The organism is Magnetococcus sp. PR-3 (assembly GCF_036689865.1).
Classification (GTDB): Bacteria; Pseudomonadota; Magnetococcia; order Magnetococcales; family Magnetococcaceae; genus Magnetococcus.
This window is the reverse complement of sequence record NZ_JBAHUQ010000008.1, coordinates 49,137-69,275: the sequence shown is the minus strand read 5'-3', so window position 1 is coordinate 69,275 and position 20,139 is coordinate 49,137. Positions and strand designations below refer to the sequence as shown.

At 47.7% G+C, this 20,139-nt stretch carries 20 protein-coding genes and 2 tRNA genes; 15 read left to right on the top strand and 7 right to left on the bottom strand.

Annotated elements, in window-relative coordinates; genetic code table 11:
- Window positions 1–420, top strand: coding sequence for a GIY-YIG nuclease family protein (locus V5T57_RS06745; RefSeq protein ID WP_332890414.1), 420 nt, complete (start codon window positions 1–3; stop codon window positions 418–420).
- Here the strand turns inward: V5T57_RS06745 and V5T57_RS06740 are convergent.
- From V5T57_RS06740 to V5T57_RS06725, 4 genes are all read right to left on the bottom strand, one after another.
- Window positions 417–1,799 (bottom strand): hypothetical protein, encoded by a 1,383-nt coding sequence (locus V5T57_RS06740; RefSeq protein ID WP_332890413.1) that lies wholly within the window; start codon window positions 1,797–1,799, stop codon window positions 417–419. The genes V5T57_RS06745 and V5T57_RS06740 overlap by 4 nt on opposite strands.
- Window positions 1,789–2,817 carry an ABC transporter ATP-binding protein gene (locus V5T57_RS06735; protein ID WP_332890412.1) on the bottom strand — a complete coding sequence of 343 codons (1,029 nt, stop codon included), beginning with the start codon at window positions 2,815–2,817 and terminating at the stop codon, window positions 1,789–1,791. Before V5T57_RS06735 ends, V5T57_RS06740 begins: the two co-directional genes overlap by 11 nt.
- A gap of 84 nt (window positions 2,818–2,901) precedes the next feature.
- A complete protein-coding gene (locus V5T57_RS06730; RefSeq protein WP_332890411.1) occupies window positions 2,902–3,666 on the bottom strand; it encodes a competence/damage-inducible protein A in 765 nt (254 codons plus the stop codon).
- A 17-nt stretch (window positions 3,667–3,683) separates the two neighbouring features.
- On the bottom strand, window positions 3,684–3,914 hold the full coding sequence (locus V5T57_RS06725; RefSeq protein WP_332890410.1) for a hypothetical protein: 231 nt from the start codon (window positions 3,912–3,914) through the stop codon (window positions 3,684–3,686).
- 374 nt (window positions 3,915–4,288) lie between these two features.
- Here V5T57_RS06725 and V5T57_RS06720 point away from each other — a divergent pair, with 374 nt between their 5' ends.
- The 3 genes from V5T57_RS06720 to V5T57_RS06710 all read left to right on the top strand — a co-directional run bounded on the left by V5T57_RS06720 (window position 4,289) and on the right by V5T57_RS06710 (window position 7,955).
- On the top strand, window positions 4,289–5,215 hold the full coding sequence (locus V5T57_RS06720) for an OmpA family protein (protein ID WP_332890409.1): 927 nt from the start codon (window positions 4,289–4,291) through the stop codon (window positions 5,213–5,215).
- A 270-nt stretch (window positions 5,216–5,485) separates the two neighbouring features.
- Window positions 5,486–6,223, top strand: a complete 738-nt coding sequence (locus tag V5T57_RS06715) for a hypothetical protein (RefSeq protein WP_332890408.1) — start codon at window positions 5,486–5,488, stop codon at window positions 6,221–6,223.
- Between the two features lie 193 nt (window positions 6,224–6,416).
- Window positions 6,417–7,955, top strand: coding sequence for an HD domain-containing phosphohydrolase (locus V5T57_RS06710; protein WP_332890407.1), 1,539 nt, complete (start codon window positions 6,417–6,419; stop codon window positions 7,953–7,955).
- A 105-nt stretch (window positions 7,956–8,060) separates the two neighbouring features.
- Here the strand turns inward: V5T57_RS06710 and V5T57_RS06705 are convergent, their stop codons facing one another.
- Entirely contained in the window at window positions 8,061–8,375 is a 315-nt protein-coding gene (locus V5T57_RS06705; RefSeq protein WP_332890406.1) for a hypothetical protein, read from the bottom strand.
- A 235-nt stretch (window positions 8,376–8,610) separates the two neighbouring features.
- Between V5T57_RS06705 and V5T57_RS06700 the strand changes: the two genes are divergently transcribed.
- On the top strand, window positions 8,611–9,141 hold the full coding sequence (locus V5T57_RS06700; protein WP_332890405.1) for a cereblon family protein: 531 nt from the start codon (window positions 8,611–8,613) through the stop codon (window positions 9,139–9,141).
- A gap of 1,213 nt (window positions 9,142–10,354) precedes the next feature.
- On the opposite strand, the gene V5T57_RS06695 is transcribed toward V5T57_RS06700, so the two are convergent.
- Window positions 10,355–10,441, bottom strand: a tRNA-Leu gene (locus tag V5T57_RS06695).
- 144 nt (window positions 10,442–10,585) lie between these two features.
- Between V5T57_RS06695 and V5T57_RS06690 the strand changes: the two genes are divergently transcribed.
- The 10 genes from V5T57_RS06690 (at window position 10,586) to V5T57_RS06645 (ending at window position 19,524) form a co-directional block, all read left to right on the top strand.
- Complete coding sequence (locus V5T57_RS06690) at window positions 10,586–11,767, top strand: O-succinylhomoserine sulfhydrylase (protein ID WP_332890404.1); 1,182 nt, start codon at window positions 10,586–10,588, stop codon at window positions 11,765–11,767.
- Window positions 11,768–11,870: 103 nt separating this feature from the next.
- A tRNA-Leu gene (locus V5T57_RS06685) sits at window positions 11,871–11,957 on the top strand.
- Between the two features lie 84 nt (window positions 11,958–12,041).
- Complete coding sequence (locus V5T57_RS06680; protein ID WP_332890403.1) at window positions 12,042–12,872, top strand: hypothetical protein; 831 nt, start codon at window positions 12,042–12,044, stop codon at window positions 12,870–12,872.
- 3 nt (window positions 12,873–12,875) lie between these two features.
- Window positions 12,876–14,054, top strand: a complete 1,179-nt coding sequence (locus V5T57_RS06675) for a hypothetical protein (protein ID WP_332890402.1) — start codon at window positions 12,876–12,878, stop codon at window positions 14,052–14,054.
- Between the two features lie 46 nt (window positions 14,055–14,100).
- Window positions 14,101–14,433 (top strand): hypothetical protein, encoded by a 333-nt coding sequence (locus V5T57_RS06670; protein ID WP_332890401.1) that lies wholly within the window; start codon window positions 14,101–14,103, stop codon window positions 14,431–14,433.
- A gap of 108 nt (window positions 14,434–14,541) precedes the next feature.
- Window positions 14,542–14,850: a hypothetical protein gene (locus tag V5T57_RS06665; RefSeq protein WP_332890400.1), complete on the top strand. Its 309-nt coding sequence runs from the start codon at window positions 14,542–14,544 to the stop codon at window positions 14,848–14,850.
- A gap of 9 nt (window positions 14,851–14,859) precedes the next feature.
- A complete protein-coding gene (nfo, locus tag V5T57_RS06660; protein WP_332890399.1) occupies window positions 14,860–15,708 on the top strand; it encodes a deoxyribonuclease IV in 849 nt (282 codons plus the stop codon).
- 282 nt (window positions 15,709–15,990) lie between these two features.
- Window positions 15,991–17,634: a glucose-6-phosphate isomerase gene (gene pgi / locus V5T57_RS06655; RefSeq protein WP_332890398.1), complete on the top strand. Its 1,644-nt coding sequence runs from the start codon at window positions 15,991–15,993 to the stop codon at window positions 17,632–17,634.
- A gap of 133 nt (window positions 17,635–17,767) precedes the next feature.
- Window positions 17,768–18,592, top strand: coding sequence for a hypothetical protein (locus V5T57_RS06650; RefSeq protein WP_332890397.1), 825 nt, complete (start codon window positions 17,768–17,770; stop codon window positions 18,590–18,592).
- Window positions 18,589–19,524: a YbgA family protein gene (locus V5T57_RS06645; protein ID WP_332890396.1), complete on the top strand. Its 936-nt coding sequence runs from the start codon at window positions 18,589–18,591 to the stop codon at window positions 19,522–19,524. Before V5T57_RS06650 ends, V5T57_RS06645 begins: the two co-directional genes overlap by 4 nt.
- Before the next feature lie 15 nt (window positions 19,525–19,539).
- Here the strand turns inward: V5T57_RS06645 and V5T57_RS06640 are convergent, their stop codons facing one another.
- On the bottom strand, window positions 19,540–19,899 hold the full coding sequence (locus V5T57_RS06640; protein ID WP_332890395.1) for a DUF805 domain-containing protein: 360 nt from the start codon (window positions 19,897–19,899) through the stop codon (window positions 19,540–19,542).
- Window positions 19,900–20,139: the final 240 nt, after the last annotated feature.

The following is a 20,139-nucleotide window of genomic DNA, read 5'->3' as shown; positions in this document are numbered from 1 at the left end:
ATGGCAAGTTACGTTATTGAGCTTAAACTGAACAAACGATCTGATATTACCGTTGGTGCACTGGGTAGCTTCCTCTTTACTCCGGGGCGTTATCTCTATGTAGGGTCGGCTAAAAAATCCTGGGATAGCCGTATTGCTCGGCATCTGGCTGCGGAGAAAAAATTACGTTGGCACGCCGACTATCTGACCTCTCACCCGGAAACTGAACCTGTCCGAGCATGGATTAGCCAGCGTGATCAGGAGTGTGAAACGGCGCAAGCACTGTTAAAACTCGACGGGGTGACGCCTGGTGTACCGCGCATGGGGGCTTCAGATTGTCACTGTCCAGCCCACTGTTTGAAGAGCGTTCAAGTTAAACAGATCCGTCTGACCCTGAAAGCCATGGGGTATGTTTCCTGGCATCCTCCTCATGCTTTTTAGGCACTTTTCATTAAGCTTTTCCAGCGGGACCATGCCAACCCCATGATTAGGACTGACTCTACCAGGGGTGGGGAGACAATGAGCAGCGGGTCATACCCAGCCATTGGATAGAAGAGTGGGGCTGTGAGATGCCCAACCCCTAAAATTTCCGTCACCCTGGGTAGCAAAATATACAATACCAGTAGATAGAGAATGATGGTCAGCTTGGCCCGCTGAGCATGAGGATTTAAGTAGAGCAACTGCATTAACGCCAAATCGCGTAACATGAAGAGCAAGGTTGCAAGCATGGCCCATTTCAGATGAATGGTGGTTCCATGTTCATACAGCATGGTGGCTTGGGTAAAATCATCCCTAAAAGGGGTGAGCAGTGTGTTGAGTAAAATGGCCGCAACCAAACAGACACCGACCCACCACAAGGGGATGCTGTGAATTAAATTGCGCCAAGCACCATGGCGTGCATAAAACAGCGTTTTACGGTAGGCCAGCAGGTCTTTGGATTCAAAAAAGGCTGCAAAGTAGGTCATAGACGCCATGATGATTTGCGCCAGCCACAGCTGCAACATCTGTTGATCCCCAAGTTCCATGGTGGGGCTGCGTTGTATAAATCCTGCTCCATACCAGCTTAAAAACAGTAAGAAAAAAATCCAGACAAACGGTCCTTTAGGCTTTTGGAGTTCTTGACTCATAAGCCGGTACAAGCCAAGCCAACTCCATAATAAGAAAATACCTAACGAATAGAGAATGAACTCTGGCAGAGAAAAAGACCAATGGTGCCAGACAACACCGTTGTACTTACCCTCAGGGGAAGCTAGGAAGAAGACGACCCCTAAAAGGTAAAACAGCGTAGTAAAAAGCCCTACAGCCAAAGGGCCACTGATATAGCGGCGCTGAGGTAGTGTTCCACTATGAATATTCAGTAGGCTGAGCAGCATGCTTAAGGATTGCCCCAGCAAGCCACAGCCAACAGAGTAGATGAGGAGCTGATAGAGGCGCTCAGTGGGGAAGTAGGGGTAGTGCAGGTGGATAACCAGTGAGAACATCCCTAGAACCAGCAAGCCGCCATACCAGGTAAAGCTGGTTGAGCCTAACAGTTTTCCCCATGTCATAGACCAGGGGGTTAGAATAGACATCCGCTGACTATCCCAGGTACGGTCTAAAATCTCTTGAACCACACTGTCGCCAGATTGGCGAACCCCCCACAACATGACCAAAACAGCATAGGTGAGCAGTAAAAAATTACGTGGGTTCCACAGGGTGTTTACGCTGCTGGTCATCCAGCTTAGGTAAAACAGACCGCCCAGTACCATCGGCATAACAATAATGCGGTGAAGGCTCATCTCTACCCACAGGTTGCGCATAAACTCAGGATTAAGGCGCATAAGGTTCAACCTCTGGGGAGGGGGTGTTATGCATATGGCGCAGATAGGCATCCTGAAGGTGAAGTCGTTCTTCAGAGAGGCTGTAAATGGGAACGCCGAGCTGTACCAGATGGTGTAACAGTTGTTGTTGATCTATAGCTGAACCATGAAACAAAAAAGTTGCCCGGTGTTGATTTGCTTCAATTTCACTGATCGCATCATTTTGATGGAGAATTTCCATTAGTGGTTCATGCGCACGGGTAAGCATGAGCCTGAGCCGTCGTTCTGTCGTTGCAGGTGTCGGCATAATCGGCTGTAGTTCAATATGTTTACGGTCACGTAAGACCAGCATGTGACTGGAATACTCCTCAAGCTCGGCCAGAATATGCGAAGAGACCATAATGGTCATACCATATTCTTGTAGTTCCAATAGTAGCTGAGAGAGTGCACGGCGTGCTTCTGGGTCCAGACCAGAGGCGGGCTCATCTAGTAGCAATACCTGGGGCTCATGAACAATAGCTTGACCAATGGCTAGTCGCTGACGTAGCCCCCTGGAGAGGTGGCCAGATCGGCTATTGGTATGGGCGCTTAAGCCTAGTCGCTCAATGGCGCCGTCCCTGAGCTGTTTGGCTTCCTGCTCTCGTAGCCCGTGTGATCGAGCGGCATGCAGTAGACATTGTGAAACTGATAAATCATCGTACAGACCAAAAAAGTCGGCCAAATAACCAATTTTTCTATGGCAGCGGCGCGGGTGGCGTATGACATCGATCTCCGCCACTCGGATATGGCCAGAAAAAGGGGTGTGCAGCCCGGCCAAAGAGCGCATGAGGGTCGTTTTTCCAACACCGTTATTGCCTACCAGTGCGGTGATGCTTTGGCGTGGTAACGTAAAGCTAATGCCATCTAGAACCCGGCGGCCCGGATACTCAAATACCAAAGCATCCACCTCAATCATATCAGGTAGCGTTTGTGGCGCTTCCAGAACGGGGTGTGCTAACTGGGGTGTAGATTCAGGTGTTGCCGTTTTAGATGCATGCATAGGGCGAAGGATCATAACCGGTTAAAGGGCTGTAGAGTTGCTAAACTAACATGAACGACACCCTAGAGAACAGGAAAGCCGCAGCTATTTTCCTAAAGAGTCTGGGGTTGTTGACCAGGGAATAGATGCTTGTTGCAGAGCCTTGATCAATGCGTGTTGAACCGTGGGTTCTTCTACCTTACTTCTAAACCCCAGCTCTTTCGGGGCTTCAGGGTCAACATGGGGTAAGCTAAAAAAACGACAATGCGGATATGTACGGCTAAGTTCTCTCATTATAGGGACCAAGTCACTCTCAGGTGTGCGAACCCATAAAGCAAAGGTGGCACCTGTAGGGTGGCCTGGTACCGTCAAACGGTGTGTCAGGCACCACTGAACCATGGGGTGAGCCATTTGCGGAAAACCGGGCAAGAAAAAGTGCTGATCAACCTGAAACCCAGGTATTTGGCTCATAGGGTTGGGGATAAGGTGAGCCCCCTGAGGTAGGTCAGCCATTAGTATACGGTTGGGCTCTGCGGCATCCCCAAACCGTTCTCGGATCATCTTTTCGGCCTCTGGATGGCGGCACAGTGGTTGTTCAAACAACTGTGCCGCCATCTGCCTTGTCCGGTCATCTTCGGTTGCACCAATACCACCAAAACAGAATACTGGGTATTGCCACATACGACTCTGTTGCAGAGTCTGCAGCAGTTCTGTTGCATCATCGCCCACATAGGTTACCCGACCCAATGAGACCCCTTTTTGAGCAAGTGTCTGTATAAGGAAGGGGAGGTGGGCATCATCGCGACGGCCAGATAAAATTTCATCTCCAATGATCACAGCGCCACATTGACGAATGAAACAGGTGGTCATGGTCGAGGGTATCCCACTTAGTTTTTACCAGCCATGCCACAATAGCCGCGCTGTTTGGCGGTATCCAACCAGCGCCATGCCATGCAGAGCTCTCCTTTGCATGAGGTATCTCGCCAATCCATGGCGCTTGCGTCACGCCCTTCTATATGTAGCCAGTTATAGCCTGAAGCCCCCGTTTCTTTGGGGTTGTACAGGCGTACAAAGGGGCACCAATGGCGTTGGGCTTCTTCTGGTGTATGTCCAGTCATGATTTTACTCCCTCAACTAAAAAATATGATCTGCAGAAACCATTGTGTAAAAACCTGTACACAATGGTGGTTGCATTCGCTAGTAAACAACAGTTTAATGGCTAAAACCAAGGTGTGGTCAAGGGCAAAGGGGGGGCGTAGGGCTTTCAATCCCTCATTTTGTTAGGCCGGTAAAGCCGTGAACCTTGATCATAAACAGTCAACAACGCGGAAAAATCTTTATCCGGCGGTTGTTTTGTGGGCATGGTTTTGGCTAAGATCAAACTATGCGGGGGATATATGTTGGAAATAACGATATCTGCTCCGTTTGAATATTTTTGTCTTTTTAGTTAGCTTGCGAGCTTTCCGTTCAAGGATAAGGGAGTGGAAGAACCATGTTGAAGTCCAAGACCAAACTACTTTTTTCGATAGCCGGTGCATTGGCTTTAATGGCAGTCGCTCCTGTAGCTCAGGCTCAGGAAGCCTATAAGGGCTGGATCCAGTGGCACCCACAGACTGGCCCAAATACCATTTCAGCAGCGGGGACACAGTTTTTCCCATATAAGCCTGGTGCTAAACAAATGGCATGTGAGCATGGCATGGATCGTATGGGTAAATGCATCATGGGTGATGCCGATGGTGATGGTGTTGCTGATAATAAGGACCAGTGCCCTGAAACGCCTATCTTTATGAAAGTGGATGGCGTTGGTTGCTCCATGGACCGTGATGGTGATGGTCTGAATAACGCCACCGACCGTTGCCCAGATACTAAAATGGGTTTAGCAGTTGATGCGCGTGGTTGTGCTTTGGATGATGACCGTGATGGTGTGATTGATGGGTACGATAAATGCCCCGGTACCAGCATGTATGTTGATGTAAATGAGAGTGGGTGTAAGGCTGAGATGGATGGAGATAAAGATGGCGTTATGGATAGTGCAGATGCCTGCCTAGATACGCCAACTGGCCTTGTGGTGGGTAGCAACGGTTGCTGGAAGCTTTCTGGCATTAACTTCAACACCAGCTCCTGGGCATTGAACCCTAGTGCGCAGACATTGCTCGGCAACGCGGCCATGACCATGAAGAAGCATAGTCAGATCCGTGTTGAAGTTCAGGGTCATACCGATAGCCGTGCCGATGCTTCTTATAACGAAATGCTGTCTCGCAAGCGTTCCCAGGCTGTTATCTGGTTCCTGACCAAGCAAGGTGTGGATCGTAGCCGCTTCGTCGCCGTTGGTTTTGGTGAAAAGAAGCTGATGACACGTGAGTCCAATGATAATGAGATGATGATGAACCGTCGTGTGGAACTGCACCGCATTCCCTGATTCTTCTCTTTTTCACAAGAAGTTTTGAGAAAAGGCACCCTTTGGGGTGCCTTTTTTTGTGGAACAGTATGGTGCTATTTGTACACCTATAAATAAGGAAGCTGATTTTATGGGTTTTGGACCCAGGAGCGGTTGTTCCATGCTTGTGAAGTCAGGCACAATGAAATTCTGTGTTTAGGGAGTTGGATGGCTGCGTCACAGCTATTCCGGTGACTTGGAAAAACAAGTACACCCCCGGCCCAAACTCCGCTTAAGAGAGGGGCGTCTGTTATGTCTAATTTTAAGGTTTTCTTATCGACCTGTGTGTTGGTGCTTATGTCAGTCACCAGCCCATTGTTTGCTCAAGCCGAGCAGGATCGTTATTCAGTCGCTGTGTGTGAAATAGAGTCCTGTGCTTGGACAGCAGCGATGCATGGTGGTTGGCTTGATGGGCCTGCTTGGATGATGTCATCTCAACAAACCGCCTATGTGTTTGGCCATACCAGTAAGAACGAACCAAGGGATATCAGCTTTGAGCGTGTTGTTGAACCCCTAGCTACGACAACACAGTGGGGTTGGGATACAGAACAGATTAAAAAACGCTCTAAAAGTTGGCTTAATATGCAAGCTCGCCACCTGTCCAAGCGGGTATCGTTGCCGGCTTGGATGGGGCGAGAACAAGGTTATGAGGATGTTGGATCTGAAAAAAAACCAGCTGTTGGGGTTCCTCTGCAAGCACAATGGAGTGTCACTAAGCCGGGCCATCTGGAATTGACACCTCGTCGTTCATTACAGCATGTACACGGTCAGCCTGTGCAGATGAAAGGGGTTGTGTCCCACCAACAAGGGCACTATCTACAAGCGCAGTGGCAAAAAGGGGATTGGGCTGTCAACAGTGCGGTCGGTGATGTGCAGGGTAATCGCTATAAGATGGAAACCCAATATCGTTTCTCCCCTTTTAGCAGTGTTACGACTCAATTGAGTGAAGAAGATGAGCGTTTGATCTTCGGTTTTCACAATGCTTTTTGACGCTAAAATGTCTTACCTTTAAAGGTTATAAAGATCTTGGTGTTAAATGTATGAACAAAAACATGGGTATAAGAATGTTGTGAGAATGTGACATTTTCTGTTATTATCTACAAACGTTGTGAATGGTCGTCATCTGTTTCGGTCATGCCATTACGGCGAGTGTGGCATTAAATACCTGTGGTTTTAGGACTGTATGAAACTTATTCGAAAAAAACGTCCGGAATCTAGAAATTCCCACCCCGTTCAGAAACCAGAGGTTTCTGATGCAACGCCTTGGCGTGTGCTGGTGGTTGATGATGATGAAGATATACATGTCCTGACACGATTAAACTTGCGCGATTTTTCTTTCTCTGGTCACTCTGCGCAGATCATTTCGGCCAACTCTGCGGAACAAGCCAAGCGTATCATTATGGAGCAAGATCCATTTGCGGTCGCGCTCATTGATGTGGTTATGGAGGAGGAGAGTGCCGGTCTAAAGTTGGTTGAGTGGATTCGCAAAACTTGGGGTGATCAACAGATTCGGCTGATTATTCGTACTGGGCAGCCTGGGGTTGCACCAGAGCGTTACGTTATTGATAATTATGATATTGATGACTACAAGGATAAGACCGAGCTTACGGCAAACCGGCTCTATACAGCGCTGCGCACTGCCATTAAAGCCTATAGAGACCTGCAGGTTATTGAAACAAACCGTTTGGGTCTTGAGCGTATTCTTGAAAGCACACCTAATCTCTTTCCCCGTAATGTTGATGTTGTTCCTGAATTTTTCCAAGGTGTTTTAACGCAGATTATTAGTCTGTGCCATCTGGGGAAAAACAGTATCGTCACCAGTGGTGATGGTTTGATCATGACGCTTTCAGGTGAAAAAGTTGTGGTGCAGGCGGGTACTGGGGATTTTGAAGACGTTCACAGCCACAAAACAGAAACCGTGGTTGACCTGTGTCATGAAGTTGTTCAATCCAAGCGTAATGTTGATGAGTTGGGAAAAAATGTTCAACTTATTCCCTTAAAGACCCATCAACGTAATATGGGCTATATCTACTTAGAAAACACCGACCAGCTGACCGACAACGACCGCCATATCATTCATGTCATGGCCAACCAGTTTGCATCGGTTTTAGCTAATTTACAGCTAACCATGGATTTGCAAGAAGCCAACCGTCATGCCATGCATATGTTGGCCATTGCGGCAGAGTTTAAAGATACAGATACCGGTAACCATATTAAGCGTATCGCCTCTTTAGTAACCAAAATTGCAGAAGATTTAGGGGTTAAACAGGCCGAAGCGTTGCGGATGGGGCAGGCGAGTAAGCTGCATGATATCGGTAAAATTGGTGTACCTGACCAAATTTTACGAAAACCAGATCAGCTCAGCCATGAAGAGTTTGAGGTGATCAAGGCACATCCGGGCATCGGTGCGACAATCCTTGGGGGGCAAAACTGGTTTGAGTTGGCGCATGATATCGCCTTATTCCATCATGAAAAGTGGAATGGAACAGGGTACCCGCAAGGTTTATCCGGTGAGGCAATCCCGCTGGCGGCTCGTATCGTGGCCATTGCTGATGTCTTTGATGCTTTGACAAATATGCGGCCTTATAAATCGGCCTGGAGTGTAGAAGATGCCATGCAAGAGATCATGCGTGGCCGTGGTGTTCACTTTGATCCAGGTGTGGTAGATATTCTGGAAAAACTCTACAAAACCAGAGAGCTTCATACCATTTGTGGTTTGTAGTGCGCTTTTGAGTATTAAGAAAAAGGGGGGCCCTGATCGCAGGGCCCCCCTTTTTTTTGGTTCTTGGGCAGTTTATTAAAACTCTGCCTTTTTCTCAGTGATCTTCTATTGGCCAATCTTAACCCTGGGCCAGGGGTCATGCATGGTTAAAACGCCTTGCATATGGTTTTGGCGGCTATCATCGAGAAAGCGTTGTGTGCGTGCGCGCTTTTCTGAAGGGCTGGCTACCATATTACCGGCGGATGAGATCTCAAGGTCAAAAGCACCTCCGGCGTACAGGCCTCCACCAATCATGGATATAATGCCAAAGCCTGCCACCATGTAGAAGGCAAGTCTTACCCGCATCAGCTGTTCTTGTTTTTGACGCTCTACTTTTTCGCGACGCTCTTCATCAATCTGTTTCTGCAGATCTTCTAACATGGCTCCATCCTCTCCTGGGATCGATTCTGTCAGTTTTTTCTATTCCAGGTATGAAACACGTTGTACAATGTCCGGTTAGCGCTTCACTTCCTGATACCATTTTACCAAGGCAGGCTTGGTTCTGTCCATCCCGTGGGTTTAAATCACGAGAAGGGCAGGCTCCATCCATGGTTATGGTGTGCCGTTTGGTACTCAGGCTTAATAAAAAAACCTGGATACCTGTGTTGGATGCACCATGCTCCTGATCCAAGATCACTCGAAAAAATTGCCGCTACGCAACGGGCAAAACATGCTTGCCATAACGAGTAGGCAATTTTTGCCTGTGACTTGGGATAGAAGTTATCCTTTTGAAAAAAAAGATATAGTTAGCTTCAAAGAGGAACCGTGCACGGATACCTCTGAACAGCTAGCTGCTCTTGATGAGGGTATAGTGCATGAACCGTTCCCGAATACCCGGTTGTTTTGCAAAGTGTGTAGGCATGTGGTGACTGATCGTGATTGGCAAGTTCAGCGGCAAGGGAGTTCAGCGCATACTTTTTTCAACCCGGCTGGATATGTTTTTAAAATCACCTGTTATGGTCAGGTTGTAAATGTCGCGGTGGCTGGTGAGGAAAGTCGTGAGTTTAGTTGGTTTGCGGGTTATCAATGGCAGTTATCTGTTTGTGCCCATTGTCAGACCCAATTGGGATGGTATTTTAAGGCTGTAGAAGATCGTTTTTGGGGTCTTATTGATGGTCGCTTGATTGAACAAAAAGAAAAAAAATAATCTTATTAAAAAGCAAACATGAGATTTTACGAAAATTTCAAAAAATTCATGGATGTATGCAGGGTGTAGTTGTTTTTTACATTAAAAGAGAATCTTGTTGTTCGGATTTCCTGGAAACTCCTTTTGAATTGATGGTACAAAGTAGGTACAGACCTTTTTCTATCTCTCAATCCTCACAGGATGGTGCCGGGATAGTACATGCGCAACAGGTACGGTTGACACCGGTACTGATTCCATATGAGGGCTCCGAATCTTCAGGTTCGGAGTCTTTTTTTATGGGGAAACCCAGTCATTCTCTTCAAGCGTTATTTGCATGTTTTTCGCGTTAAAAACAGATAGAAGCCATTATTTCTCTGATGAGCGATTGGGTGCGCCAGTGGCGTACCTGTTTCTGTTGATCTGATGTCCTGGTCACGAGATCTGGTCGATGATCGGTGGGGTGTTGCTCGGTTCTCTTATGTTGGGGGGGGGGTTGATAATCTATTGTCTTTTTCTGCGCCTTTTCTCGGGTATACGGTTTCTAGTGTAAAGCTTACCAGCTGGGTTGGTGTGTACCTCCAAAACCATAAAGAGACTGACCTGTCTCTTTATGGTGTGCAGAATATTGCCAAGCATGCGCATGGCAGGGGCTTAGGGATTCGGTTGAGGCATTAGAAGGGAGCAGATTTAGGGTTGTGTGGTGATTGCGGGGTGGCTCTGGAATCTAGTAGGGGTATGGGCTAGAGTATTTTGGATAGGTTCAAGATCAAAGGTTTAAACGATCAAGTCATGTATGCTGGAAACGGTCGGTTGCTTTTAATCTATGGTGCTTTCAATCCTGTACCTTTAAGGGCGTTGAGTGTTCCAGAACATGTAAACAGTCGAGCAATACAGGTAACGGCATGTTTGGGTTTGATTGCGCCTCTCTCACGGATAGATGGCTTTTATGGGTTTGAGCATGAACCTTTTACGAGTCGGAATATCTTCCGTATTGGCTGAAAGCTAGGCAGGGTGCCTGTTATGCTGGGGGGCATAGCACCACAACGGGGGCATGTTCTGCGCAGTAAGAGGGTTAACTCATGTGCAATGGGGTGGGGTGGAGAGATGGTTTATGCGCCATCTTTAGCAGATATTCAGAGTAAAATGAAAAGAATCTGTTGCTCTTCTGCTGCGTAATAAAAAAGGCCCAGTCTATTGACCGGGCCTTTCGGGCTAAAAAGCCTTATATCTTAAATGGTGCCCGCACCCAGAGTCGAACTGGGACGACCCAAGGGTCGAGAGATTTTAAGTCTCTTGTGTCTACCGATTTCACCATGCGGGCTTATGGGACCCATATACTCCATATCTGAAGGGCTAAGGTCAACCAAGAAAGTGATCAAAATGGGGTTTGCCTGGACAAAAAGGTGTAATCACCGTAGCATGCGTAGTCCATATAGTGACTGTTTTATTGTTGAGGAATTCACAGATGGAAAATGGTAAATCCCGATATGGCAAAAACACCCGGGCCCTTCACACTGGGGTGCCAGCCAGTAGCGCGCGGGAGAACAGCTTATCCATGCACCTAACATCCAGCTTCTTTTTTGAAGATGCTGCACAGGCTGCTGCGGTTTTTGGGGACGATGAAGAGGGAAACATCTACAGTCGCTTCAGTAATCCGACGGTGGAAGCCTTTGAAAACCGTCTTGCTGAGTTAGAGGATGGCGAGTCTTGTGTCGCAACCTCCTCAGGCATGGCAGCGATTTTTGGTGTTTTTATGGCGCTGCTAGAGCAGGGTGACCATTTGATAATGAGCCGTTCAGTCTTTGGCTCTACCATTAATGTGGCGAAAAACTATTTGGGAAAATTTGGTATTGAAGTGGACTTTGTCGAACTGTCCGATACAGACGGTTGGCGAAATGCCATCCGTTCCAATACCAAGATGTTCTATCTGGAGAGCCCGGCTAACCCAACGTTAGAGTTGGCTGACCTTCCTGCATTGGGGCAACTAGCCCGTGATCATAAGATCAAAATGGTTGTTGATAATGTCTTTTGCACGCCCATTTTGCAGAACCCTTTATCGATGGGTGCACATTTAGTGGTTCACTCAGCCACCAAGTATTTGGATGGTCAGGGGCGGGTGCTGGGTGGTGGGATTATTGGTGATGTGGAGATTGTAGAAGGGCCCATGCGTAGTTATATGCGCAATGCAGGGCCTAGTCTCTCTCCTTTTAATGCTTGGGTTCTCTATAAAGGTCTAGAGACGCTGGGTATTCGCATGGAGCGCCACTGTGAGAATGCAATGAAAGTGGCTGAGGCTCTTTTTGAACGCCCAGATACTCAGCATCGCGTACTCTACCCAGGGTTGGAGAGCCACAAGCAGCATGCACTGGCTAAAAAGCAGATGCTCGGTTTTGGTGGGGTTGTGTGTCTGGACCTAGGGGATCGGGCTTCTGCCCATGCTTTTATGGATCGTCTGCAACTGGCAACGATTACTGCAAACTTAGGAGATAGTAAGACGCTGGTTACCCACCCTGCGACCACAACCCATGCGAGAGTTCCTCAAAAAGATCGTCAGCAAGCTGGTATCGGGGAAGGCTTGGTTCGCTTTTCTGTGGGGTTGGAAGATGTTGAAGATGTGATTGAGGACATTCTCCAAGCTTTGAATTAAGGGCTGAATACAAAAAAAGGCAGAGTTTTTAAGATAAGTTCACCTTCTGTCTATGAATGTATTGACAGCGAAAAAAGGTTGCGGTACATTCGCAACCTTCAGTGCCGGAGTGGCGAAATTGGTAGACGCAGCAGATTCAAAATCTGCCGTAGGCAACTACGTGCCGGTTCGACTCCGGCCTCCGGCACCATGAAACAGATTAAAGGGTTGGGCATCTATGCCTGACCCTTTTTTGTTTGTCAGCAGGCTCAAGAAAATCCTGGAGTAGAACGTTATGGATCACGGTTATCACTGGAGTGCTATCCTGCCCGATTTTGAAAAGTGGTTGCGGGGAGTGGTGCACCGTTTTACCGCTGAGGCCCAGCCTTGGCCTATGGCAACTCGATTTAGTCATGGGGACAATGGCTCTGCTCACGAGGCCACGCTCATGGCGTTGCACTATCCAGAAGATGGGCCTTTGCGCTTCTTGATGATCATTGCTGTGGAAGAAGATGAGAGCCGCCATATGGTGGGTATTTTTCCCTTTCTTTATAGCGGCGGTCAGAATACCGCTATCTTTGAGGCTATTGAATCAGGCGAAGAGGGGGATTGCTGGGAGCGTATACAGATCGGCGAAGAGCGCTCTATCACAGCCTTTAACCCTCTGTATGCTTTCCGGGAAACTGAGCTGGTTGCGGGTGAATATTACGGGTATAGCATGGCGGGTTTGGCGTATACTCTGCACCCCGCACAGCGAGACCGCATTGAGGTTGATGAACAGAATTTAAGTGCTGTGGCGCAGAATCAGCAGGACTCTTCCCCTGAAGAGGAGGGGCGTACCCTTTCGGTTAACCTGAAAGGATCCCATTTCCTGATCGGGGCTGAAGATAGTCTGGATGATTATGGTGTCCGTGGGGTTGTTGAAGAGGTGGATTGGGTTGAGGTAGAAGGCATCAGCTTTGCCGCTTTACAACTTCGGGTTCCCATGCAAGGTGAGCACTGGCCACCATTGGCCATTAAAATCTATGCCTCTGAATATGTGCTTAAGGGCTATCAGCCAGCCGTAAATGATGAGGTGGAAGGTTTGATCTGGTTGCAGGCTGTGCGTGAAGCTGCTTTGGTCTAACGTATGTCGTCTCCAATGCCCAACCAGCACCTTGGCTTGGAGCAGCACCCCACCATCTCTATCTATGAGGTGGGGGGGTCGGTACGGGATGCGTTGCTTGGAGTTCCTGCAAAAGATCGGGATTGGGTTGTTGTAGGTGCGACCCCAGAGCAAATGTTGGCGCTGGGTTTTAAGCAGGTAGGGGCGGATTTTCCTGTCTTTTTACACCCGGTTAATCATGAAGAGTATGCGCTGGCCCGTACGGAGCGTAAACAGGGTAAAGGTTATTTGGGGTTTTCTGTAACCTCCACCCCTATGGTGACCTTGGAGCAGGATCTTGCCCGTCGTGACTTAACTGTTAACGCCATGGCACGCTCGTTAGGTGGAGTGTTGATTGATCCGTTTGGTGGGGTGCAGGACTTGACTAACCGCCATCTGCGTCATGTGACCTCTGCCTTTGCAGAAGATCCTTTAAGGGTATTACGCTTAGCCCGATTTTATGCCCGCTTTGCCTCATTGGGCTTTGAGGTGAATGATGAGACATTGCTGCTATGTCAGGAGCTGGTAGTTAAAGAGGAGTTGCAGGAGCTGAGCCCTGAACGTATTTGGGTTGAAAGTGAACGAGGGTTAATGGAAGAGCAGGGTGGGCAATATGCTTACTTGGTGCAAAAAGTAGGGGCTCAACCTCTGATTTTTCCTGATACAACGTGCGCTCATCACTCGACCTTCCCCCTATTGACACTGATGTGTCAGTGGCAGGGGGAGATAACCTTGCGTTTGGCTGCTTGGATTGGAGATGTGCTGCCCGATCAAGAGCCTGTAGCCCCATTGATTACTCGAATGGGGCGGTATATGCGCATGCCGGGCCGTATACAAAAAGAGCTGGTGTGGCTTTTGGAGTCGTTACCGCATGCTTTGTTTGTGTCACGTCATGCTCCAGAAAAGTTACTTCCTGTTCTTAATGGGCTAAAAGGTGGGCTGCAACAGCCAAGAAGCAGTCAGTTACTGTCTCTCTGTGCGTTGCACTCTGAGGTTTTTGGGTGGCCAAACCCGACTGTTGGCATAAAAAAAGCAATGAAAATTTGGCAATCGGTAAAGCCCCAGGCGATTATGGCCGATGGGTATAAGGGGGCTGACATCGGTATGGCATTAGGTCGTCAACGTTTGGCGAAGCTACGCCAGCAGTGGCCCGAACTTTGGTAATGATCTCAACGGTATTTGCAGTTTTGGTGAGTGGTGAGGTTGCGTCATGACAGACAACAATCCTGAAAAAAATGAAATGTTGCTCAAATTCGTGGTGGAATTTGATAAGCGCTTCACCGCCATGGAGGAGGAGATTGAAGAGCTGCGTGGTAAAATGGAGAAGCTGACCTCTGGTGAAGGGGCGGCAAATCCGGATGAGTGGGCCAAGGTCCAGAAGAATGTTAAAGATCTAAAAGATGGACTGGTTCGTAACCATAAGGCTCAGTCCCACATGGAAAAGCGGGTGGAGTCTGTCAAAAAAGACAGTAACTCTGGTCTGGTGATCAGCATTGTAATTTTTACCTTGCTCTTTATCGTCTCACTTTTTATCCGTTCGTAAATCCTCTCTTTTCCCGTATACTCCCCACCAGTTGATAAAACGCCCACTATGGGCGTTTTTGTTTGGGCTTTCCTTTTTCCGAACCTTCGGTCTATTGAGGACCCGATCATGGTGGATCCCACACATAAAGTTTCTACGGGCATCAGTGGCGCGCTTCGTGCCTTTGCGACCGCCCTGGATGGACTGGTGCGTAACCCCTCTATCCCCCAAGCTTGGCAAGATGATTCTGCCCCAGCCGAATCCCAGCCTGAAGAGATTTCTCATGGGCACGATGCCTTGCCGGATCCTGCAACCTTTGCCCAGGATGATGCCCAGGCTGACCTGACTTGGTTACAAGGGGACGATCAGGCAGGTGCTTGGGAGGCTTTGGAAGCATCCTTGGACAAAAAAACTCCCCAGGAAGATCAAAGTAAGTAGGAGTGGTTTATGAAATATGTTGGTGCGCATGTAAGTGTTTCTGGTGGTGTGCAAAATGCACCTGAAAATGCGAAGGCTATTGGGGCTAAGGCTTTTGCCTTGTTTACCAAAAACCAGCGTCAATGGGCCGCAAAGCCTCTTACCGATGAGCAAATCGAACTCTTCCATTCCCGTATGCAGGCATACGGCTATGCACCAGAGCATACGCTGCCACATGACTCATACCTGATCAATTTGGGTAATCCTGATGAAGAGAAACGCCAGAAGTCACTGGATGCTTTTGTTCATGAGATGGAACGTTGTGCCCAGCTGGGGCTGCCTTTTCTGAATTTTCATCCAGGTAGTCATCTGCGTCAAATTGAGGAGACTGAGTGTCTCGATCTGATCGTTGACAGCCTCAACCGGGCTTTGGATCAGAGCCATGATGTTGTGGCCGTGATTGAAAATACGGCAGGTCAGGGTTCTAACCTTGGCTACCGTTTTGAGCATCTGGCCCATATTATTGAAGGTGTGGAAGATAAAAGTCGGGTGGGGGTCTGTCTGGATACCTGCCACACCTTTGTGGCAGGATATGATCTGCGCACGGCGGATGCTTATGAAAAAACCATGGCGGAGTTTGAGCAAATTGTTGGCTTTAAATATCTCCGTGGCATGCACTTAAACGATTCCAAGCCTGATTTAGGCGCAAAGGTGGATCGTCATCACAGCATTGGTGAAGGTAAATTAGGGTTAGAGGCATTCCGGTTGATCATGAATGATGACCGTCTGGATGGCATTCCTCTTATTCTTGAAACCATTGATGAAACCATATGGAATGAAGAGATTAAGCTGCTGTACAGTATGCAGGAATCAGCTTAATCTTACCCAGAACATGGCGTTTAAAAAGACCACCCTTATAGGGTGGTCTTTTCTTTAAGGTATCTTTGTACCCATTAGAAACTCTTTGCGCCTAAGTGGAAAAGTAGATACCTGCTAAAGAAGGCAGGTGTGAACATGCTTGCTGAGATATCCTGAGCGAATTGATTAAGCAGATGACTGTTTTGGGCATCACATTGTTACAAAGCCATCATGATCATTTCTGTAAAACCCGCTAAACTGTGTGACTTTATTTTATGTTCCACCCATCTGGAGATTGGCACCATGCCTACCCTGTCTGATCTGCCCCAATGGCAAGCTCTGCACGCACATATGGATCAAAATAAAACAGTACATATGCGGGATCTGTTTGATCAAGATTCAGAGCGGTTTAAGCATTTTTCTTTGCAGTTGGGTGAGATGCTCTTTGATTATTCCAAAAACCGTATCTCAGAACAGACCATGGGTTTGTTGATGGATCTAGCGCGGGCACAGGATGTTGAGGGTTGGCGTGATCGAATGTTTGCGGGGGAGGCGATTAACAATACGGAAGATCGTGCTGTCCTACATGTGGCCTTACGCAACCGTTCTAAGCGTCCAATCTATGTCGATGGTCAGGATGTCATGCCCGACATCCTGAAGGTATTGGATCAAATGTCAGACTTTTCCAGTGCCGTTAGATCTGGTGCATGGAAAGGCCAGACTGGTAAAGCCATAACGGATGTCGTGAATATTGGTATTGGCGGTTCTGATCTGGGGCCTGTTATGGTCTGTGAGGCGCTTAAACCCTATATGCAGTCAGGGTTAGACGTTCATTTTGTTTCCAATGTGGATGGTACCCACATGGCTGAAACATTAAAAAATCTCCAGCCTGATACCACTCTGTTTATCGTAGCTTCAAAAACCTTTACGACCCAAGAGACCCTGACCAATGCCCACACTGCCCGTAAGTGGTTGGTCGATGCATTGGGCGAACGGGCTGTGGGTAAGCACTTTGTGGCGCTCTCTACCAATGCTGAGGCTGTTTCGGCTTTTGGTATTGATACTAAAAATATGTTTGCTTTCTGGAACTGGGTGGGGGGACGATACAGCTTGTGGTCGGCAATTGGGCTACCCATTGCTCTTGCCGTAGGGTTTGAAGGGTTTATGCAGCTTCATGAGGGGGCTCATGCGATGGATGAGCATTTCCGCACAGCACCCCTTGAACAAAATATGCCTGTGATCAAGGCTCTTGTAGGTATCTGGAACCACAATTTTTTGGGTGCTGAGAGTTTTGCTGTACTTCCCTATGATCAATATCTGCACCGTTTAGCGGCCTATCTGCAACAGGCTGATATGGAGTCCAACGGTAAGTATGTCACCCGTGATGGTGATCGGGTAACGACTAAAACAGGCCCAGTTTTATTTGGTGAACCTGGTACCAATGGTCAACACTCATTTTACCAACTGATTCATCAAAGCACTCGTTTAGTCCCGGCTGATTTTCTGGCTGCAGCCGAAAGCCAGAATGCCCTTGGTGACCACCACCCCAAATTACTCTCTAACTTTTTTGCCCAAACTGAGGCATTGATGCGGGGTAAAACAGCTCAGGAGGTTCGTGCTGAGCTTGAGGTCGAAGGTTTGGATGGCGAGGCCATAGAGGCACTACAGCCCCATAAGGTGTTTGATGGTAACCGGCCAACCAATTCAATTTTGGTGCGCCAATTTGATGCTTATACCCTTGGTCAGTTGATCGCGCTTTATGAACACACCATTCATGTCCAAGGGATGGTGTGGGGGATCAACCCGTATGATCAATGGGGGGTGGAGTTGGGTAAGCAATTGGCTAAAAAAATTCTTCCTGAGCTTACGGAAGAGGGGATCGTGCAGAGTCATGATGGTTCAACCAACGGCCTGATCAATCACTATAAGCGTATGGTCACCAAGTAGATCTAAACATCATTTAGGAGCACAGGTAAAAAATAAACCCACAGATGACCCTCTCATCTGGATATGTCATGATAAGAGCAGGCTATATGTCTGCTCTTACATGTCTGGAGTATGTACTACTACAGGATTATTTATGACCTTAGCGGAAACCATGCAGCAGTGGGACTTTACCCAAGAGACCATGCTAATTCTTAGTGTGGCCCAAGGGGTCATGTGGCTCATGTTGGTTATCTCCTTGCGCTGGTCAGCTCAAGGGCCTGCTTGGTTCCGTTTGTTTTTATGTAACCCTGTCCCGCCAGCACTCTCACTGCTTTTCTTGGGTGGGATCATGCTGTATGCCATGGTTGGTTTTCCCTGTGTGCACTATTTATATGGTGCCATGCTCTTTATTGTGCTGGGGATGGCCTGTATGGCTGCTGTGTTGTGGATTCAGCGACATTCTGGTCGGTTTAATGCCTCGCATATGCTGGCTTTAACGCTAGTCTATGGCGCGATTTCTTTATGGGTTCATGTCAGTATTGATTACCGCGTCACATACTGTTATGAGCAATTCCCCGCTAAATCTCCCCCGCTCAGGATTATGGACACGCTGCGCAGTCGGGCTTTTGAGATGAATAGCCTGTCACGGCCATTAACGACTCAAACGCTTTTCCCTGATCCTTGGTTTTATGTGTGTGTTGAGGCTGAGGCACCCAAAAAAACGGCAGAGTATCTGCTCAAAAAAACAGGGCTTAAAATTAATCAACGTGCCCTAGCCGTTGGTGTAGACCCTTATCATCAATGGATAACACTGGCTGATCGTCGTGGCCAGATCATTGAATTTTATCAGCTTGAACGGGATCGAATACTCTTTTCTGGTTTTTTTTGTGGCCCTATTCATGAAACTGACTGGATCGCCCGCCTGGGCCGCAAAGGTAAAGTTCTCGTTGAATCCAAAAAAAGGGTGGGGCAACCATGATTACCCTTGGAGTGAGCCAGTGTTTGCTCGGAAATGAGGTGCGTTATGATGGTGGGCATAAGCATGACCGCTATATTACACACATATTATCTGATCATTTTCAATTAAAGAGCCTATGCCCTGAAGTGGAAGCGGGTCTTGGTATTCCAAGAGAACCCATGCATCTGCAACAAGCAGAACCGACCCCTCGTGTCATCTCTATCCGGACCCTTCGGGACCTTACAGCGCCCTTAACGCAATGGAGTGAGCAAAAGGCGGCTTCTTTGGCTCAGCAGCGCTTGTGTGGGTTTATCTTTAAAAGCAAATCGCCTTCTTGTGGCATGCAGCGTGTTAAGCAATATACCGATCAAGGTATGCCTGTTAACTCTGCGGGTGTGGGTGTTTTTGCCCAGGCTTTTATGGCGCATAACCCTATGGTCCCAGTGGAAGAGGAAGGGCGTTTACGCGATGCAGCGCTCAGAGAAAACTTTATTGAGCGCATCTTTGTTTATGATCGCTGGTTGAGCTTGGTAGAGTCTGAGGGTGAGGTTCAGGCGCTGGTGGATTTTCATGCACGTCATAAGTTTTTGATTATGTCACATGATCCGGTGCAGATGCGGGCACTGGGTAAAATGGTTGGTAAAGCTTCTAAACTGGCCTCATTTGAGAAGTATGGTCAGGTATTAATGTCTGCCTTAACCAAACGTGCCACGGTAAAAAAACATGTGGATGTTCTGTTTCATCTCATGGGTTTTTTTAAAAAAGAATTAAGTGCGGATGAAAAGGCAGAGTTGATAGAGTTGTTTGAACATTACCATCAAGAGCTTATACCGCTCATCGTGCCTGTGACGATGGTCAATCATTATGTTCGGAAATTTAAAGTTTCTTATCTGGCTCAGCAGTGGTATCTGCATCCGCATCCTGCTGAGTTAAAGCTCAGAAATCATGTCTGATGGATTGCTGCTAAACTAGGCGCTCTCTTCAGCTCTTAGATAATTTCTAAAGTCTCGACCATAGATATTTGTGCCGCGTGTGCCCTTCATGACACCCAATTCAATGAAAAACCAAACCCAACCAATAATCGGCACCAAGAGCATGGGGATAATCCACCAGCCTGTTCGGCCTCGGTCATGTAAGCGCTTGATGCTCGCGACAATGAGCAACCAAGTTGCCAGACAAAACCAGATGTAATGGGCCATGGGTGAGAGACCAGCATAGATGTGGGCGACCGTCAGAAATACATGTACTGCAATGATCGGCAGTAGATAGTACTTCCAAAAGTGCTTGCGGGTCATGCGACCTTCTGTCGAAAAGAGGTCAGCGTACATAAAATCTATTCATTAGCAGTTATCATTAAAAAGCAAGAAACACTCCTGCGCCTACCATAGATAGGGCATATAAAAACTACCTTGCTCACACTGAAATTTCAAGCCGTGCTGTGGTGTTCTCTCAATAGAAGGAAAAAATGGGTTTGTAGTTATAAAATGTGATTTTCATAATCTAAATATCTATGTTTTGAGCGGTGTTCAAAAAAGCTTGAAGTCAGGGGGCGAGTTTTGTATATTGTG

Bases quoted from the DNA above. Each gene is read 5' to 3' on its own strand.
- V5T57_RS06715 (WP_332890408.1), top strand. From the start codon at position 5,486: ATGTCTAATTTTAAGGTTTTCTTATCGACCTGTGTGTTGGTGCTTATG.
- V5T57_RS06640 (WP_332890395.1), bottom strand. From the start codon at position 19,899: ATGTACGCTGACCTCTTTTCGACAGAAGGTCGCATGACCCGCAAGCAC.
- V5T57_RS06650 (WP_332890397.1), top strand. From the start codon at position 17,768: ATGACCTTAGCGGAAACCATGCAGCAGTGGGACTTTACCCAAGAGACC.
- V5T57_RS06665 (WP_332890400.1), top strand. From the start codon at position 14,542: ATGGTGGATCCCACACATAAAGTTTCTACGGGCATCAGTGGCGCGCTT.
- V5T57_RS06740 (WP_332890413.1), bottom strand. From the start codon at position 1,799: ATGCGCCTTAATCCTGAGTTTATGCGCAACCTGTGGGTAGAGATGAGC.
- V5T57_RS06700 (WP_332890405.1), top strand. From the start codon at position 8,611: ATGCTCCTGATCCAAGATCACTCGAAAAAATTGCCGCTACGCAACGGG.
- V5T57_RS06690 (WP_332890404.1), top strand. From the start codon at position 10,586: ATGGAAAATGGTAAATCCCGATATGGCAAAAACACCCGGGCCCTTCAC.
- V5T57_RS06705 (WP_332890406.1), bottom strand. From the start codon at position 8,375: ATGTTAGAAGATCTGCAGAAACAGATTGATGAAGAGCGTCGCGAAAAA.
- V5T57_RS06645 (WP_332890396.1), top strand. From the start codon at position 18,589: ATGATTACCCTTGGAGTGAGCCAGTGTTTGCTCGGAAATGAGGTGCGT.
- V5T57_RS06730 (WP_332890411.1), bottom strand. From the start codon at position 3,666: ATGACCACCTGTTTCATTCGTCAATGTGGCGCTGTGATCATTGGAGAT.
- V5T57_RS06675 (WP_332890402.1), top strand. From the start codon at position 12,876: ATGTCGTCTCCAATGCCCAACCAGCACCTTGGCTTGGAGCAGCACCCC.
- nfo (WP_332890399.1), top strand. From the start codon at position 14,860: ATGAAATATGTTGGTGCGCATGTAAGTGTTTCTGGTGGTGTGCAAAAT.
- V5T57_RS06735 (WP_332890412.1), bottom strand. From the start codon at position 2,817: ATGCATGCATCTAAAACGGCAACACCTGAATCTACACCCCAGTTAGCA.
- V5T57_RS06670 (WP_332890401.1), top strand. From the start codon at position 14,101: ATGACAGACAACAATCCTGAAAAAAATGAAATGTTGCTCAAATTCGTG.
- V5T57_RS06745 (WP_332890414.1), top strand. From the start codon at position 1: ATGGCAAGTTACGTTATTGAGCTTAAACTGAACAAACGATCTGATATT.
- V5T57_RS06710 (WP_332890407.1), top strand. From the start codon at position 6,417: ATGAAACTTATTCGAAAAAAACGTCCGGAATCTAGAAATTCCCACCCC.
- pgi (WP_332890398.1), top strand. From the start codon at position 15,991: ATGCCTACCCTGTCTGATCTGCCCCAATGGCAAGCTCTGCACGCACAT.
- V5T57_RS06720 (WP_332890409.1), top strand. From the start codon at position 4,289: ATGTTGAAGTCCAAGACCAAACTACTTTTTTCGATAGCCGGTGCATTG.
- V5T57_RS06680 (WP_332890403.1), top strand. From the start codon at position 12,042: ATGGATCACGGTTATCACTGGAGTGCTATCCTGCCCGATTTTGAAAAG.
- V5T57_RS06725 (WP_332890410.1), bottom strand. From the start codon at position 3,914: ATGACTGGACATACACCAGAAGAAGCCCAACGCCATTGGTGCCCCTTT.